We start from the raw sequence: 16,779 nt of genomic DNA, 5'->3' as shown, positions 1-16,779 counted from the left end.
CGATTATAATGCACGGACTGATTCAGCACTTCGAGCGTTCCTGCAGTTTTAATACGAAGCATTCTATCCATTTCCTTCTCACTCATGAAAAACCCTCTATTCTGCATTATAAACAATGCATTAGTTCTTCTGCCCGCTCCCACGGTACAGTGTAGCCTTTACCTTTCGCGCAGAAAATTGATGATGAACTATATTCAGGGTCTGCATCTTTATTGTAAGCAATTCTCTGAATGACTTCATCTTCATTATGACATTGCTCATATCCACCGAACATCAAATTTAATACCCCTTTTCCTTGTGTAAACGAAGCAAGCTCCGCTGCATAGTTCATAAAGGTGGCCACTGGGACTTTTCCGGTCAATATCACTTTATGGCCTTCCGTTTTAGGTGAATCAAAACTTCCATGCGCCATTTGAATGTCGGAAAGTACTTTTCCCATCTGATCAACGTCTACTTTTATCCTAAAGTCATAAAAGGGCTCCAGCAGAAGATTTGATGCTTTTTCCATCCCCTGTCTCAATGCCCTGTATGTGGCTTCCCGGAAATCACCGCCAGACGTATGCATATTGTCGGCTCGTCCTGTTAGTAATGTGACCTTAATATCTGTCAATGGTGAACCGGTTAACAATCCGTTATGCGCCTTCTCCAATAAATGATGCTTGACCAAGTTTTGATTGCCCACCGACAAGTGATTCGCATGACAGACATTATCAAATGTGATACCACTGTTTCTCCCAGCAGGTTCCATTTTCAAATGAACTTCGGCATAATGTTTCAGTGGCTCAAAATGCCCGTACCCTATGGTAGTAGAGTTAATGGTTTCTTTATAAAGGATTTGCGGTTCTTCAAATTCAACTTCAAAATGAAATCTTTCTGCAACCAGCTGTTTCAAAATCTCCAATTGAATTGCACCCATCACATGGATATGAATTTCCTGGAGACGTTCCTCCCACATCACATTCAACGATGGATCTTCCACATCCAGTATTTGAAAACACTTCAATGCATCTTTTATATGAACAGATGGAGCAATAACAACTTTGGATTTCAATGTCGGTACCATTTCATATTCAGCTTTCCCGTATAAAGTTCCTAAGCCATCGCCTGTAACTGCATTTGTCAGTCCTGAAACTGCAAAAAGTTCACCGGCCTTCACATGTTCTACCGTTTTGAATTTATTCCCATTGTAGACCCGTATTTGTGTGATTTTTTCCGTTAATGCTTGCTCTATCGGACCATATGTTATTTCATCTCTAACGCTCAAAGTACCGCTTAAAGATTTTATAAAAGTGATTCTTGTCCCTTTTTCATCATGCCTAACTTTATAGACTCTTCCAGAGAATGCTTCATCACTTGTATATTGCGTCTCGGTCAATTGATGAAATTTATCCAGGAATTCGACTATACCAATATCCTGCAGCGCTGACCCACTGGCACACGGAAAAACTTTGTTATCCTTAATCAAGTCTTTCATTGTGTTGATCCATAAATCCTTCTCGTAACCATCTTCCATATAGTGTTCAAGAAGATTTTCATTGCGTTCAGCGATAGATTCTATTAGACTTTCCGTCATTTCACCTTCGTGAAAAGATTGAGTAATATCAATGACGTCCGCTGAAAAGTCTTCCTGTATTTCTTTTACTACGTTTTTCACATCCGCTCCAGTACGATCGGTCTTATTAATAAAGAAAAAGGTAGGAACGTGATGCTTTCTTAGTAGTTGCCAGATGGTTGCTGTATGTCCTTCGATTCCTTCAACAGCACTTAATATAACAATAGCGTAATCCATTACTTGAACGGAACGCTCCATTTCCGGAGAGAAATCAACGTGTCCTGGGTTATCAATTAAATAATACGTTGAATCTTTATATGTAAAAGTTGCTTGATCTGCAAATACTGTAATTCCTCTTTGTCTTTCTATTTCATGGCTATCGAGGAAAGCATCTTTATGATCTACACGTCCTCTTTGCTTAATACTTTTCGTATGGTAAAGAATTTGCTCGGAAAATGTTGTTTTCCCTGCATCAACATGGGCAAACACACCTATTGTTTTATTCATCACGCCACCTCACTTAAGTCAATTCTATCTTACAATTTACAAAAGATAAAAGCAGATACCTAAAAGGCACCTGCTTCACATAATGAACTTTACTTTTTCTTTTGTTGTTCTGGAAAGACTTGCTCACTGCCGAATTCAGTTTGTTCATTGCCAACCGTTTTTGCAATCAACTGCTTCACTTGATTGTAAGTAAGTCCTGAATTTGCATTATTTCTTTTGACCTCTTCAATATCTGTTCCGGTTTGAGTATATGCACCTGGCTTATTCTGATTATTCGTCATAAAAATGACACCTCCGTTTCGGTTACTTTTATGTTCTCTCAAAACGGAGTTTTTACTCAATAATTTTAAGTAAAGTAATTTTCAAGTGGTTTCCAATAATTTTCATGCCATCCTGTCCCAAGATGTTCCCCTTGAGCTTCCGGGAAAGCCGTGTGTGTGAATACGAGTTGAGTTTCATTGCCAAGTTCCTTGAATTCAAACTTAGCAATAGAATAAACACCTGCTTCCCAATTACCGGCACGCCAAGCTTGGACAATTCTTTCATTAGGCACCAATTCAATATTTCGACCCGTAATCATTCCACCGAATAAAGAAAAAGAATCTCCTTCTTCAGAACCGATTTCAGTCGGTGCACCGCCAGTAACTTTAGCAAATTTCGTTGCATCAGTTAGCGCTTCATAGAGGTGATTTGGACTAACGTTAAAACGTATTTCTTGATGTATTACAGTAGACATAATGGATTTTCCCACTTTCATGTTTTTGTAAGGATGGACCTAGGATCGACACCAGCATCTTTTCCTTCTGCAAAAGATTGCAATCGAATCATATAATGTTTCCATACTTCTAGGTGAGTCTGGATTTTTTCGGTAGGTAGATCATAGTGCGTCAATATTTACTGCGTCCCATTATCTTTCGGGATCGAGATCAGTCGAAACTCTAAAGTACTGGAACCGGGAGGAAAAAAATCTTTAAATTCTCCCAGCCCCATGTTATGACAATTTTCTCATAAGGGACAATATATCCTTTTTCACTATGTACGCAAACAGACGAATAATTAAAAAAGATGGAGAACGTATAGTCTCCACCTTTATTTAGCAATGCTACACTCTTTTAAATGTAGCCATTGATACGTGATTTGCCCTCTTCGATTATTTCTTTTCTTAAACCATCAATGGCTTCTTTACGATGTTCGTTTTTTTCCTTGATTGCGGCAAGCTCTTTCCCTTCAGCATACGTCATTGCTTCTTCTGCTGCTTCCATATTGTCAATCGTTTTGTTAAGTCTTTCTTTGTTAYCTGCTGAATCATTTGGCTGTGGTCTAGGCATCACAAATCCTCCTTCAATTTGAATATTAGTCAAGAATTAGCGTTCCCACATTCCTGAATACTATCCATTGAATTCGTTTTTAGTAATTTGTATTTAAATGCACTGCTTTTACATCTATCTTCTTTATAAACTGCGTGAGGAAATCACAACAGTTTTAGTTTTCAAAAAAGTCCAGCTCAACTTGTTGAGCCGGACTTCTTTAAGCCTGCTTTAATTCCAGTCTTCGTGCAACTAAGGATAAAGCAAAGTTAACGATAAAGTACATCAATGCAATAGTGACGAAAATAGGTATGACACCCGATTCGTTCTGTGCGTATAAGATTTGAGCGTTATGCAATAGTTCTGGCAACGCGATGACGACAGCCAAAGATGTGTCTTTCAGAAGGGAAATAAATTGACTGACAATCGGTGGAACCATTCTTCTCAAAGCTTGGGGCATAATAATATATCGTAATGTCTGTATGTAGTTCAAGCCAGATGAACGTCCTGCTTCAATCTGTCCTTTTTCAATGGAATTCAGCCCACTTCGGATGATTTCCGAAAGCATCGCGGATTCAAAAATCGTCAATGCCACGATGGCAGCTGTCATTATTTCCATATCAATCCCGATTTCGGGCAACGCAAAATAGGTAAAGAAAATGATCAACAGTAAAGGGAGGTTACGGATTGTCTCAACAATCAATGCAACTACATGTGAAACAACAGGAATCTTCGCGTACCTAATTGTCCCCATCAGACCACCAATTATAAAGCTAAGCACAATTGAAATTGCAGCTACCTTAATTGTGACCCAAAATCCTTCGAGTAAAAATTTTATATTGGCCGGTGTTAATACATCAGTGAACGGTGCCAGGAAATCCATCTATGCACCTCCTTAATTACTTCTAGCCAGGCGTTTTTCCAAAAATACTACGCCAAAACTTAAAGGTATAGTTAAAATCAAATAAAACAAACCAACGAAAATATATGTATCAAAAGTGGAGAATGTCTTCGCAGCTATTAAATCCCCTTGATACATCAAATCCCCACCTGCCACGACGGCTAATAGTGATGAGTTCTTAACCAAATTGATAAATTGATTGCCAAGGGGCGGGATAACAATTTTTATTGCCTGTGGTAGGATGACAGTCCTCATTGCTTGTCCGTAAGTCAGTCCTGATGATCTGGCTGCTTCCATTTGGCCCTTTGGCACTGACAAAATCCCTGCAYGGATTGCTTCAGCAATAAAAGCCGCTGTGTAAACAGTCAATCCTATAATCCCTGCCGTCATTCCGCCGTAACTACCAGCCAAGTAAGTGAAAAACACAATGACCAGTACAGGTATATTACGGATAAATTCCACATACGCCGTTCCAATCCAGTTTAGCGGTTTAAATGGGGCAATTCGCATAACTGCAATAAGTGTCCCAAGAAGAAAGCTACAAACCAATGCTATTAAACTAGCAATAATGGTTATTTTAAATCCTTCCACAAATAAATCCATATTATCTGTCAGTATCGAGAAATCCAGCAAACGATCTCCTCCTAATTAATCAGGATGAGCAGTCCGTAATTCTATTTACGGAATACTGCCCATCCTGACAAGAAACCTAATATAAATAATTATTTCTTAATCCATTTATCCTTGATTTCATCATATTTTCCTGAGTCCTTTAAGCTTTTCAATGCTTTGTTCAACTCATCGACAAGCTCTTGATTGCCTTTTTTAACAGCGATTCCATAAGGCTCTTCCGTGAAAGTTCCACCGACAAGTTCAAATGAAGGATCTTCTTCAGCCATGCCATAAAGGATAGAATCATCTGTAGTCAGGGCATCACCCTTACCAGATTTTAATGCTGTAAAAGCTTCAGCGTAGTTTTCAAATTCAAGAACAGTCGTTTCAGGAGCTTTCTCACGAATATTTATTGCAGATGTAGAGCCTTTAACAGCAAGCACTTTTGTTCCTTTTGCTAAGTCTTCAATGCCCTTAATCTTACTTCCCTTTTCTACAAGCAATGATTGTCCTGCATCAAAATAAACATCAGTAAAATCAACTTCTTTTTTACGATCTTCATTAATTGTCATCGTAGCTACAACCGCATCGATTTTATCATTATTCAAGAGTCCTACTCGCGTTTTCGAGGTAACTTCTTTGTACTCAGGTTTAACATCTGGGCCGAACATTTCTTCTGCCAGTGCTTTTGAAAGATCGATATCAAACCCTTCAACTTCGCCAGTTGATGGATTTTTCAATCCAAAAAGACGAGTATCGTATTTTACACCAAACACAATTTTTTTGTCCTCTTTGATTTGTGCAAGTACATCTTTGTCTCCGCTTGCATTATCGTCCCCGCTGCAACCAGCAAGAAAAATAGCGGCCATTGTAGATACAAAAGCCATTTTTAATAATTTTTTTGTCTGAAACATTCCAATTACCCCCTATTAATGATTTAAAATACGACTGAGGAACAAACGAGCCCGTTCTTCACGGGGATTCTCGTAGAATTCAGCCGGAACTGCTTCTTCTAAAATTTTTCCTTCATCCATAAATACAATTCGGTCCGCAACCTCTTTAGCGAATCCCATTTCATGAGTGACCACAGCCATCGTCATTCCTTCTTTTGCAAGGGTTTTCATAACATCCAGAACCTCACCAATCATTTCGGGATCGAGTGCCGAAGTCGGCTCATCAAAAAGCATAATTTCGGGTTTCATGACTAGACCACGTGCAATTGCCACACGCTGTTGCTGGCCACCAGATAGCTGGGAAGGGAAAGCATCGGCCTTATCAGATATTCCAACTTTATCAAGATAGTACATAGCTGTTTCTTTAGCTTCTTTTGCAGATTGCCCTAAAACTTTCATTGGGGCTAGCATGATGTTTTCAAGCACTGTTTTGTGTGGATATAAATAAAAATGCTGAAATACCATTCCGATATTGCGTCTTAGCTTATTAATATCCGTTTTTTTATCCCCTACTGAAACATCATTTACAGTAAGGGTACCTTCAGAAATTGTTTCCAACCGATTCATACAACGCAGCAAAGTACTTTTCCCTGAACCAGAAGGTCCAATTATGACAACTACTTCGCCCTTATTGATTGTGAGATTAATATCTTTCAAAACGTGAAAATCTCCAAAATACTTATTTACTTCTTTAAATGCAATCATTCTTGACCTCCTAAATTTTAACCCTTATGTATAATTCATTCTAGCAGAAATTTTCAGAATTAATAAAATTATATTCACTACTTAATAAAATAGTCAAATACTATATTATTATTCCTCCGTTTTTGCCTTTAAGTTCTCATTCTTAAATTTTATGTATTAACTAAATATTCATATACCTCTAAAATTTATTTTTTAAACCAAGATTATTAATAAATAASTTGAAAACTTTGAAGATGGGACGCTTGATTTATGCCAAGAAACGATTGGCACCTACGGCTTGGTGACCGTTGGCTGGTGGAGCAATTCTCACTTCATAAGATGAGAAGACGATTAAATTGCGTAAAAAGCTTGAAGAAATTGAAAGGAAGTTGGTGCAATTGGMATTGATGAAGTCCTATATGCGTGTTTGCTCAGCCATCCGGCACAAATTATGCCGGTTCAGGCAAAATGCCACGCATAGAATCAGCTATACGGGCTTTGGATATATCTTTAACAAGTGACCAGTGGTTTGATATTTTACAGGTTGCTATGGGAAGAGATATTGCCTAGATTCCTTTCTCACTTCTCTCAGTCATAATCTAGTATTCAGCTGAATATAATAGAGCAAGACACCCCGAGTAGTCGTAGAACTGCTCGGGGTGTCTTTGTGTGTATATATGATAAAACCTGGATTAAAGTAAGCTTTGTCCTTTTTCATAAAATCTTTTCATGTCATGTTTTGGTACAAGTGCTCCACCCGTTGCCCAAACGATATGTGTGGCTTGAGAAGTATTCAAGTTATTTTCTTTCACGTATTCGGACGCTAATATCAGTCCCGGTCCTATCAGACCTGAAGTGGCTGATGGTTCCAGATGGATCCCTTCACTATCCGACAATAAGGCCAATAATTTAAATAAATCTTCATCCTCCATTGTGTAAATACCACTAACGAGCTTCTCACTAATAGAGGAAGCAAAGCATGACGGTCTTCCTACTGCTAAGCCATCCCCTTCAGTTAAGTTATCGATTCCGAAATTCTGCACACATACTTTTTCTTTTTCCCCTGTCAGCAGCCCGACTAATACGGCTGGAGAATGAGTGGGTTCCACAAAGAAACAATGTACATAATCTCCAAAAACCTGTTTTAGTCCGAACGCAATTCCACCAGGCGACCCGCCAACACCACACGGTAAATATACAAATAAAGGATGTTCAGCATCAACTTGTATGTTTTCATCTTGTAGTTGTTTTTCCAGACGAATCGCCGCGACACTGTAGCCGAGGAATAAATGCTTTGAATCTTCATCGTCAACAAAATAGCCTTTTACATTATTTTTCGTTTCCTGTCTTCCAGCAAAAATGGCTTCGCCAAAATCTCCTTTGAATTCATGTACGGTCGCCCCTTTTGCCCGCAATAAATCTTTCTTCCATTGCTTAGCATCTGCGGACATGTATACGGAAACATGAAAACCTAATTTTGCGCCAATAATACCTATACTCAGACCCAAATTCCCTGTAGAGCCAACACCGATTGAATACTGACTGAAAAATTGTTTGAATTGATCGCTTGAAAACACACTGTAATCATCGTCTCTTTTAACTAGACCTGCTTCCAGCGCCATCTTTTCCGCATAATACAGGACTTCATATATACCGCCGCGTGCTTTAATTGAACCTGCAATGGGCAATTCATTGTCGCATTTTAAAAACAATTCCCCATTTATTTTGGCATCGTATTTTGTATTAAGCTCATTTTTCATTTTCGCTATATTTCGAAGAGGTGATTCGATGATGCCATTCGTATCTTTCGTTTCAGGAAACTCCCTCGCCAAGTAAGGAGCAAATCTTTGAAATAGCGCTGAGGCTTCCTTCATATCCGTTTTCGTCACTGGCAAGGAATCAATGTCTTCCATTTTTTGAAGCTGTGAATTTAACCATACAACCGGTTCCAAGCGAATGATATTATCCAAAAGCGGATATTGCTGAACCCATTTATCTAATTTCGATTGTTCAAAGATCATACTCTTCATCCTTTCTTTGTGAGGACTTTTAATTTGATGATATTTAAAATGGCTGAAACTTTTTATACCTGCGATATGCCGACTATTCATATTAGTATGTGCAAAATTAGTTTGAATTTCTACTTAATGAATGGCAAAAATGAACTGGTCAAGTTTACTACTTATGATTTATTTGGAACAGGATATTCTAATGTAATGATTCACAAAGGAGGTTTATTTAGTGCGACGAATATTTCACTTAACACTATACGCTTTTACACTGTCTTTGCTAATAAGTTCCGTCGTTTCTGCAAAAGAGCAGCCGAAAGTGGATGTACTGGAAGAGCGCATGAGCTACTATTTACAATTTGAAAACACACTTGTCCCTTGGTACTATTTAGCCGCTGTGGATCAGTTTGAACGCAATATTCAGCAAGTGCGGAAAGACATTCCGAAGAGAGATGGCACGATTGCCATTCAATTTTCGGACGATTACTGGGCAGGAATGTTTAATCCTGATAAAGATGACATAACACCTGAATCCATCACATTTTTTGGTGGAAATGGACTAGACGGGAATGCAGACGGCATGGCAAATCCAGAAGATAGTATAGATATTCTTTTTACGATGTCTTCTTATTTAGCCAGTTACGGACAATCTGAAGAAGACTTTAAACTGGCCGTATACGAATACTACCAAAGTGAAAAAACCGTCGATCAAATCATGACCATTGCCAAATTATATAAACACTTCAACACACTGGATCTGGGTGAACATGTTTTCCCTATCCCACTTAATCAGAATTACAGTTATAGAGGTACTTGGGGAGCTAACCGCGGATGGGGTGGCCGACGCATTCACGAAGGCACTGACTTATTTGCTGGATATGGCGTTCCGGTAAAATCGACCTCATATGGAATTGTTGAAGAACTGGGTTGGAACCAATTTGGCGGTTGGCGTGTGGGTATACGTGATATTCAAAATACCTATCACTATTATGCGCACTTAGCTTATTTTAATGAAGGATTAGCAAAAGGCGATATCGTTGAACTCGGTTCTGTTATTGGTTTTGTGGGAAGTTCGGGATATGGGAAACAAGGAACTTCAGGTCGATTCCCACCTCACCTGCATTATGGCATGTATAAATATAATGGACGCACGGAATGGGCATTCGATCCATATCCTCACTTGAAAATATGGGAGCGTCAAGCAAGGGATGCCAAAAAACGAAAAAAATAAATATGTGACTCCCTCAATAATAATTTTTATTGGGGGTGTAAATTTTTATTGCAAGCTTCTATAAATGCATCGAAAATTTTCCGCGCAGCTTCATCGCCGCCAAAAAACATGTTTTCTGGATGCCACTGGACACCAAGGACGAAGGAATGCACTTCACTTTCGATAGCTTCAATTACACCATCACTTGCACTCCCACTGACCCTTAATGGAAAGGGAACATTGCGATTGGCTTGGTGGTGGCGACTATTGACCTTCAAACGGTGTTGCCCAGTGATTTGATGCAGCAACGTACCAACTGTTACATTCACAAAATGAGAACCATGCGACTTAGGTGCCCGTTGCTGATGTTGCAAAAAATCATTCTTTATTTGAGCACCAATATCTTGATACATATCTCCACCTATGGCGATATTTAACGACTGGATTCCTCGACAAACACCCAAAATCGGTTTATTGAGCGTTAAAAATTTCCGAATAAGAGCTAATTCAAAAACGTCTCTAGCGGGATCTATAATTCCCAGCATCGGATGTGGTTCTTCGCCAAAAAGTGTAGGGTCTATATCGTACCCTCCTGTCAGGTAAAGACCATCCAAAAATTGTGCCAACTCATCTATATCGGACTTTTCCTCTAAATGTGGCAACATCACTGGCATGCCCCCCGCCTGTAAGATAGCATGGGCATTGGCCATGGATACAGAGTATTCATCCCCATCGTACTGCACAAACGAACTGATTCCAATAATCGGTTTCATTATCTGTCCCCTTACTTTCATTCGAAATTTAGTCACCGATAAAATATGGACTATAGTTTGTCATATGCATAAGAAAGGACTTAAAGAAGTGTTATGGAAACAATTAGCACCTCGTTTTAATAGTCATTACCATCATGATCCTTTCGGAATCCTTATTACTTTTCCCGTTTAAACGTTAACTGTGTATACATAGTCATTCATTTAAAGCACATGATAAGAGTGTTCTCTGCCACCTTTTACAAATAGTTGAAAGGATGAAAACCAATGAAGAAAAAAGTGTTTACAGAAGAAGACCGTAGATTGGCTAAAGGTCCTTACATGCATAATCCGGATGCCGTACAAACGGACAAAGTGAGCTTATTTGATATGCATGAAGACATGAAAACAGTGGACATACTGTTTATTGATGAAATGAACAAACAAGTAATCAATGATCCATCACGAAAAGTGACAAATGATCCTTCAGCCAATGAAGAAATACACCCTAATTGAAAATACCTCCATTTCATGTAGCCTTACATGGAATGGAGGTATTTTTTGTTTGTTCATTGTGTAATTCGCGAATCCTGAAAGGTCACTACACGAGGCCGCTGTACAAATAATCCCTGTAAACCAACAAAAGATTCTATATAGCGGCCATCATTTCCTATATCGACGCTGTGTCAATGTAACTGCATATACATAAAGAATAAGAGCTATCACAAATGGGAGTGCCGACATAATTTGCCCAACTAATTCATTTCCATCATGATGGGGATGGGCCATGTACATTTATTCCTTTTTCTAGGAAATATCCATGGCCTAGTTGACGACATGTCTATAATGATAATAAGAAACTATAATGTAAAAAATAGAATAAAGGAGTTGTAACGTGGTACTTAAACAAAAACTACAAAGTTGGAAAAATGAAGGATTTATCGACGAATCAACTGTCGAAAAGATTCTTGCATTTGAAAGTAAGCAACCGAAACCTGTTAAAATCCCACTGCTTTTGATTATCGGCCTTATCTTCTTTTCATTGGCCGTGTTCAGTTTCATTGCGGCCAATTGGCAAGCGATGCCAGATGTGTTAAGAATATTGCTTGCACTTTCTGTTATGTGGTTGTTTTACATCCTTGGGCATTTTTCTGAGTTAAAAAAATTTGGTCAACCAATCATATTCCGTCTTATTGGATTGGCCATGTTTGCAGCAAGCATCGTTGTAACGGTCCAAACATATCATTTTTCCTTATATAATTCGTTTTTACCATGGGCTATATTCATTGCAGCACTTGGTCATTATTGGCACTGGCGTCAATTTCCTTATGCCATCGTCGCTTTTGTTTTTGGGGCTCAAGTATTATTTACTTCCGTTGTAACGCTGGGGTGGTTTGAATGGGGAGCATTCTTAGCTGTTTCATTTGCCTGGTTTTATTTCAGTAAAACGCGCATCTCGATTTCATTTAGTTGGATTCTACTATTTGGAGCAGGACTCACACTTTGGTCAGTCGTTGAATATGACAACGTACTTTGGCCAATATGGTCACTATTTGCTGTTGTCGCTTTCATTCATTTCTTCCCAGAAAAAGAACAGATTGTACGTCCCCTCTACCTTATGATAGGAGGAATACAGCTTCTAGTTTACTTAGCTGTTTTGGGAGAAACCCAACTCTCTTTCATCGAGATAAATATTGTTGAATCAATCACTCTGGCTATCGTTGGAGCAGCATTACTCGCGTTCAGTTATTTCCGATTCAAAAAATTCCAATGGGTTGCTGCACTAAGTCTAATCGGACTTCTGCTTTATGATGAATCGGCAATAGGTCTTGCCATTTTGGCCGAAGTCATCGCACTTGCTTATTTAATAAATGAGCATCGTAAAGACAGACTACTTGCACCTGGCTTTGTATTTTTCATTCTTGTCCAGTTTGTCCTGTATTTCATTTATGCGTGGGGAAGAATGGATGTCTCCCTATTCTTCCTAATCGGAGCGCTTTTACTTTTTGCATTGTCCGGCATCGCCTGGAGAATTAACAAGAAGAAAGTAGGTGTCTCTTCATGAAGTCCTTTTTATTTCCTGCCTTACAGACACTGATGATTTGCTTGATTGCTTTGAGCTTCTTTGCAGCTTCTTGGTTTGGTGAAGAATATGTGTTACGAGCCGAGCCTTACGACCCGTATGATCCTTTTTACGGCGAGTATGTGATGTTGCAATACCCTGATTTGAAATCTTCCTCTTCTGCACCGGAAGGCGATATTTATTTTTCATTAAAAGAAGGCAAAGATGGCTATGCCATTATTGATCGATTGGATAGCGAACATTTTTGGGGAGCTATACAAGGAACAAATTATGGTGGGCAAATTACTACACCACAGCTTGAACAATATTATGTGGAACAAGGTACCGGTCCTAATTTAGAGGAAACGAAGGATTTGGCGCTCACTCTTGATGTAGCCCCTTGGGGTTCTATACGTCCTACATTTTTAGAGAAACGCCACGATCAGAAATAGAAAAAACGGCAAAAGCTAAATGCTTTTGCCGTTAGACTGTAGACAAAAAATAAAAAGAGTGAATATAACTGTATACTAATGAAAAAGAGGCGTATGCAAGAAAATGTTGATTTCCTTTGCGGCGGACGCGTTTCGCGGGCACGGCTTTAGTCTCCTCGTCACTACGTTCCTGCGGGGCCTTCAGCTCGTGCTGTTCCCGCTGAAGTCGCCGCCTCCACTCCAATCAACGGAATTCGCTTCTGTTATCGTATCTCTTCATATTATTTTATTAGTAAGATGGTCGGTTATTTCTGAAGACTCCTGCGGAAAAACGAAATAAGCTAGACCCCACAGGCTCAGCTGTCATAGACAGCTGAGCCGAGGAGGCTAGCGTTTCGTCCGCGGAAAGCGAAAGAAATAGCCGACCACAAACTTTTTCGATAGAGTGCAATAGATAAGAATGCGAATTTTTATACTTTTATTTTGATTGCTTTTGCCGTCTTTGTTACCTTTGATATTCAATCAGCCAGCAATCACGATACTCACCTTCGTGCAGTTCATTTTTAGGTAATAGAGTTACCTTCTTGAATCCACATTTTTCATAACACCGTATGGCACGTTCATTCCATGTCTGTGGGTCCATTACTACAAGTTCAGCATGTTTTTGCTCAACCAAGAACGTTACCATAGATTTCACAAGATGAGTTCCTAAGCCTCTATTCCAATACTCTGTTTCCCCAATAAACTGGTCCATGCCATAATCTTATATGGTGAATCAGAATAACCATAATGATTTCTCGTTTCTTCATCCAATTCATAGTACTGGATGTAACCTATTTTAACATCCTCATATTCAACCATACATTTCATTTCATTTTCATCGCAATTATAGAATTTCTCATTTACTTTTTCCAAGTCAAATGGATTGTCCCTTCCTTCATAATATTGTAAGACTTTCGGATCCGAAAGCCATTTTGCCAATAAGTGCTTATCCTCTATTTTCAGTTCTCGCACTGTTATTTGCCCATTCTTATCAATCAAATTCGTTTCCTCCATTGCAACTTTCTAATAGAGTTATTCGTTACTTTTCTTGAAATTCCTTCCAAGGTCAATATTTCCAAAAAAATTTTTCGACAAATTTCTCACTTTTTCGTTTCTGTGGATAAGGTTATACACATTTTCCCGGGTACTGAGTGTACATTTCTACTAACTATCAACAAGTTAATCACAATTAATCCACCGATAGCTGTGGATAAGAGAACGCTTGTTCCGAACAAAACTATCTGATAGATTAAGATTACATCAAAGATATTTACCAATTTATTTGCTGCTTTCCTAAAATGGCCCATCTATTATGTAATCGGAGGTGAATTCACTTTGAGTAAACTATCATCTGAATTGTTGATTGAATCGTATGTTAAGGCAAAAGAATTAAAGTTATGTCCTGAATTTATCTACTTGTTGGAAATCGAAATTCGCCGACGCTCTCTACACATCTGACACTCTTTCTTTCATTGTTTTTTATCATATACATGTAATAATCATTATAAAAAGGAAACCAGTAGCTCATTAGCTGCTGGTTTCCTTTTTATGATTATGGGATTTTCTTATAGAACAAAAAGAATTCCAGCTGCTAGCTAAGCAGTTGGAATTCTTTTTAAATTGATTCGGTTGCCAGAAAATGTAAATTAATAACTAGATGATATTAAAAAGAAAAACAAACTTTTTTTGAAAACTGCTATAAAAAGTGAGTGAATCCTATGTAATGGCACCCTTTTGATTTTACATATTATACTTCATCCATTATGTTGATTTAGATTGTGATGTTCCGGTTTAGCAGCGTCGATCATTAGGAAAATGGCAGAAAGAATGTGCATAATCATTCCTACAAAAGGAATCCATGCGATACAAGAAGTGACGATACCAAGTATACTTCCCGTGGTCGAACCACCATCTTTTTTGGTGAGAACCAATGTTACAATGTGTAATGCTAACATAATACCTAATGGAATCCATAAAAATCCAATTACAATGCCTGCTCCTAGAAAAGGAATCCCCAATAACGCTTCAAGACCGCCGGTGACCCATTTCAATATTTTAGATGTGGACAATTTAAACACCTCCTTTCTTGTTAATTAATAGGCTCTGTCATACTTGCTGGCTCATGTGGAACATGCGACTAGTACAATTGTACGCTAAACAACCGATATCTTCTACATCCTTTAACACAGCCAATAAAATAAAAACTACAACTTAATTTCTGTCCGTTTTTATTTAAGAAAGCAAATGTAATGGTTAAACCAAATAAAATTCCAACATCTTCAAAAGATGCTGGAATTTTTTTGTCTATCATAATAATCGACGTGACACCTTTTTCCCATCATATGAATAAACAATTGGTTTATTCTCAACATACGTTTCCAAATAGACTGACCGTCCCCACAACTGATAAATGTAAGGCAGTACATGTTCCAGATAAAGAGGATCCAGCTCAGTTCCCTCGTATCCATGCTTTAAATAGAGTTCACCATTTCTCGAGTAGTCCCCATCCTCAACCACGATATAAGGAAAGCTTCCATTCACCCTCATCGAAATCAATTGGTCACGAACCTGTTCATAGTCTTTATCGGTAATTTGATAGTTTCCATTCTTCTTTTCAAACAAATATAGATCTTCCTGTTTCACCAATTCCTTCGTCAAATAATTTCGGATGAAAGAAATATCTGATTCAATTTCTCTTACTTCAAACATTTTTTCCCGGCCCGAATTTTCTTTAACGCCGTTTTTCTTCATTCGTTCTGTTGGATGATTGTATCGCTTTTCAATATCCTCAAAAATCTTTAAGCCCAGATAATAGGGATTGATACTCGTTTTGGAAGGCTGAACAACTCCGGCATTCAATGTCGCAAATTCGATGGTTTCAGCTGGTGTCAAATCCATTTCTCTTAATATTCGCTGATGCCAATAGCTCGCCCAGCCCTCATTCATGATTTTCGTTTCCATTTGCGGCCAGAAATACAGCATTTCTTCCCGCATCATGGTTAAGATATCCCTTTGCCACTCTTCCAGTTCACGGCTATATTCCTGGATAAACAATAAGAGGTCTTTTTCAGGGGATGGCGGAAATTTCTTTCTTTTTTCTATGAGTGCCTTATTGTCTTTCGCTTTTATATCCAAGTTCCATAAGTCATCATACTGAGTTTTCCGATTGACTTCTTTTTCTTCTTCATTCGTATCATAGTCCAATAATTTATGTCTGATAATGGAGGGATCCACATGCTCCTGTATGGCCATGGCCGCATCCAAAAAACGTTCTACTTCTTCTTTGCCATAAATCATTTCATAATTGGCAATCCGTTCGGCAGTTGCCGTCATACTTTCGACCATATCACGCTTCGTATTGGAAAATCGAGCATTGTTTTTAAAGAAATCACAGTGGGCAAGTACATGGGCAATAATTAATTTATTTTGAATGAGACTATTTGTATTAAGCAGAAACGCATAACATGGATTTGAATTGATCACCAGCTCATAAATCTGACTTAAACCCAAGTCGTATTGCAGCTTCATTTTATGAAATTGTTTCCCAAAGCTCCAATGGCTGAATCGTGTGGGCATGCCGTATGCACCAAAAGTGTAAATAATATCAGCAGGACAAATTTCATAACGCATCGGATACGTATCCAGTCCAAATCCAATTGCAATTTCCGTAATTTCGTCTATTGCCCGATGAAGAGCATTCTTTTCCATCTATTGAATCCCTCCGACGGTTTATTCAATGACAAGTGCAAGGCACCGACCA

General features: G+C 38.5%; 17 protein-coding genes and 1 pseudogene. 5 read left to right on the top strand and 13 right to left on the bottom strand.

Annotated elements, in window-relative coordinates; genetic code table 11:
- Window positions 1-106: 106 nt before the first annotated feature.
- The 9 genes from AC1DSL_RS07675 to AC1DSL_RS07635 form a co-directional block, all read right to left on the bottom strand.
- A complete protein-coding gene (locus AC1DSL_RS07675) occupies window positions 107-2,059 on the bottom strand; it encodes a GTP-binding protein (RefSeq protein WP_477531779.1) in 1,953 nt (650 codons plus the stop codon).
- 89 nt (window positions 2,060-2,148) lie between these two features.
- Window positions 2,149-2,340 (bottom strand): hypothetical protein, encoded by a 192-nt coding sequence (locus AC1DSL_RS07670; protein ID WP_016429289.1) that lies wholly within the window; start codon window positions 2,338-2,340, stop codon window positions 2,149-2,151.
- A 65-nt stretch (window positions 2,341-2,405) separates the two neighbouring features.
- Window positions 2,406-2,795 carry an SRPBCC family protein gene (locus tag AC1DSL_RS07665; protein WP_016429290.1) on the bottom strand — a complete coding sequence of 130 codons (390 nt, stop codon included), beginning with the start codon at window positions 2,793-2,795 and terminating at the stop codon, window positions 2,406-2,408.
- 376 nt (window positions 2,796-3,171) lie between these two features.
- Window positions 3,172-3,387: a small, acid-soluble spore protein tlp gene (locus AC1DSL_RS07660; RefSeq protein ID WP_477531778.1), complete on the bottom strand. Its 216-nt coding sequence runs from the start codon at window positions 3,385-3,387 to the stop codon at window positions 3,172-3,174.
- A 199-nt stretch (window positions 3,388-3,586) separates the two neighbouring features.
- Window positions 3,587-4,249, bottom strand: a complete 663-nt coding sequence (locus tag AC1DSL_RS07655) for an amino acid ABC transporter permease (RefSeq protein ID WP_016429292.1) — start codon at window positions 4,247-4,249, stop codon at window positions 3,587-3,589.
- A 12-nt stretch (window positions 4,250-4,261) separates the two neighbouring features.
- Window positions 4,262-4,900, bottom strand: a complete 639-nt coding sequence (locus AC1DSL_RS07650; protein ID WP_477531777.1) for an amino acid ABC transporter permease — start codon at window positions 4,898-4,900, stop codon at window positions 4,262-4,264.
- A gap of 89 nt (window positions 4,901-4,989) precedes the next feature.
- On the bottom strand, window positions 4,990-5,793 hold the full coding sequence (locus tag AC1DSL_RS07645; RefSeq protein WP_477531776.1) for a transporter substrate-binding domain-containing protein: 804 nt from the start codon (window positions 5,791-5,793) through the stop codon (window positions 4,990-4,992).
- A gap of 15 nt (window positions 5,794-5,808) precedes the next feature.
- Window positions 5,809-6,537, bottom strand: coding sequence for an amino acid ABC transporter ATP-binding protein (locus tag AC1DSL_RS07640; RefSeq protein ID WP_477531775.1), 729 nt, complete (start codon window positions 6,535-6,537; stop codon window positions 5,809-5,811).
- 671 nt (window positions 6,538-7,208) lie between these two features.
- On the bottom strand, window positions 7,209-8,537 hold the full coding sequence (locus tag AC1DSL_RS07635) for a D-serine ammonia-lyase (protein WP_477531774.1): 1,329 nt from the start codon (window positions 8,535-8,537) through the stop codon (window positions 7,209-7,211).
- A 220-nt stretch (window positions 8,538-8,757) separates the two neighbouring features.
- On the opposite strand from AC1DSL_RS07635, the gene AC1DSL_RS07630 reads away from it, so the two are divergent.
- Window positions 8,758-9,756: a M23 family metallopeptidase gene (locus AC1DSL_RS07630; RefSeq protein ID WP_477531773.1), complete on the top strand. Its 999-nt coding sequence runs from the start codon at window positions 8,758-8,760 to the stop codon at window positions 9,754-9,756.
- Window positions 9,757-9,782: 26 nt separating this feature from the next.
- Here AC1DSL_RS07630 and AC1DSL_RS07625 read toward each other — a convergent pair whose 3' ends face one another.
- Window positions 9,783-10,508, bottom strand: coding sequence for a gamma-glutamyl-gamma-aminobutyrate hydrolase family protein (locus AC1DSL_RS07625; RefSeq protein ID WP_016429298.1), 726 nt, complete (start codon window positions 10,506-10,508; stop codon window positions 9,783-9,785).
- Between the two features lie 264 nt (window positions 10,509-10,772).
- On the opposite strand from AC1DSL_RS07625, the gene AC1DSL_RS07620 reads away from it, so the two are divergent.
- The 3 genes from AC1DSL_RS07620 (at window position 10,773) to AC1DSL_RS07610 (ending at window position 12,998) form a co-directional block, all read left to right on the top strand.
- Window positions 10,773-11,000 (top strand): hypothetical protein, encoded by a 228-nt coding sequence (locus tag AC1DSL_RS07620; protein WP_477531772.1) that lies wholly within the window; start codon window positions 10,773-10,775, stop codon window positions 10,998-11,000.
- Between the two features lie 379 nt (window positions 11,001-11,379).
- Complete coding sequence (locus tag AC1DSL_RS07615; RefSeq protein WP_477531771.1) at window positions 11,380-12,549, top strand: DUF2157 domain-containing protein; 1,170 nt, start codon at window positions 11,380-11,382, stop codon at window positions 12,547-12,549.
- The gene (locus AC1DSL_RS07610) at window positions 12,546-12,998 is read left to right on the top strand and encodes a GDYXXLXY domain-containing protein (RefSeq protein ID WP_016429302.1); all 453 of its coding nucleotides are present in this window, start codon (window positions 12,546-12,548) and stop codon (window positions 12,996-12,998) included. Before AC1DSL_RS07615 ends, AC1DSL_RS07610 begins: the two co-directional genes overlap by 4 nt.
- 484 nt (window positions 12,999-13,482) lie before the next feature.
- Here the strand turns inward: AC1DSL_RS07610 and AC1DSL_RS07605 are convergent.
- Window positions 13,483-14,018 (bottom strand): annotated as a pseudogene (locus AC1DSL_RS07605) (GNAT family N-acetyltransferase).
- 336 nt (window positions 14,019-14,354) lie between these two features.
- On the opposite strand from AC1DSL_RS07605, the gene sda reads away from it, so the two are divergent.
- A complete protein-coding gene (gene sda, locus AC1DSL_RS07600; RefSeq protein WP_081637837.1) occupies window positions 14,355-14,477 on the top strand; it encodes a sporulation histidine kinase inhibitor Sda in 123 nt (40 codons plus the stop codon).
- A 296-nt stretch (window positions 14,478-14,773) separates the two neighbouring features.
- Here the strand turns inward: sda and AC1DSL_RS07595 are convergent, their stop codons facing one another.
- A complete protein-coding gene (locus AC1DSL_RS07595; RefSeq protein WP_016429304.1) occupies window positions 14,774-15,088 on the bottom strand; it encodes a hypothetical protein in 315 nt (104 codons plus the stop codon).
- Between the two features lie 238 nt (window positions 15,089-15,326).
- A complete protein-coding gene (locus tag AC1DSL_RS07590) occupies window positions 15,327-16,727 on the bottom strand; it encodes a SpoVR family protein (protein WP_477531770.1) in 1,401 nt (466 codons plus the stop codon).
- Between the last annotated feature and the right edge of the window lie 52 nt (window positions 16,728-16,779).

The sequence above is a fragment of the Paenisporosarcina sp. P4_D4 genome, assembly GCF_056401835.1.
Note: the sequence above shows the minus strand (reverse complement) of the source record. Positions and strands in the feature narration are given on the sequence as shown.

Coding starts and splice junctions, on each gene's coding strand:
- AC1DSL_RS07620 (WP_477531772.1), top strand. CDS start 10,773: ATGAAGAAAAAAGTGTTTACAGAAGAAGACCGTAGATTGGCTAAAGGT.
- AC1DSL_RS07635 (WP_477531774.1), bottom strand. CDS start 8,537: ATGATCTTTGAACAATCGAAATTAGATAAATGGGTTCAGCAATATCCG.
- AC1DSL_RS07665 (WP_016429290.1), bottom strand. CDS start 2,795: ATGTCTACTGTAATACATCAAGAAATACGTTTTAACGTTAGTCCAAAT.
- AC1DSL_RS07590 (WP_477531770.1), bottom strand. CDS start 16,727: ATGGAAAAGAATGCTCTTCATCGGGCAATAGACGAAATTACGGAAATT.
- AC1DSL_RS07655 (WP_016429292.1), bottom strand. CDS start 4,249: ATGGATTTCCTGGCACCGTTCACTGATGTATTAACACCGGCCAATATA.
- AC1DSL_RS07675 (WP_477531779.1), bottom strand. CDS start 2,059: ATGAATAAAACAATAGGTGTGTTTGCCCATGTTGATGCAGGGAAAACA.
- AC1DSL_RS07640 (WP_477531775.1), bottom strand. CDS start 6,537: ATGATTGCATTTAAAGAAGTAAATAAGTATTTTGGAGATTTTCACGTT.
- AC1DSL_RS07670 (WP_016429289.1), bottom strand. CDS start 2,340: ATGACGAATAATCAGAATAAGCCAGGTGCATATACTCAAACCGGAACA.
- AC1DSL_RS07625 (WP_016429298.1), bottom strand. CDS start 10,508: ATGAAACCGATTATTGGAATCAGTTCGTTTGTGCAGTACGATGGGGAT.
- AC1DSL_RS07610 (WP_016429302.1), top strand. CDS start 12,546: ATGAAGTCCTTTTTATTTCCTGCCTTACAGACACTGATGATTTGCTTG.
- AC1DSL_RS07645 (WP_477531776.1), bottom strand. CDS start 5,793: ATGTTTCAGACAAAAAAATTATTAAAAATGGCTTTTGTATCTACAATG.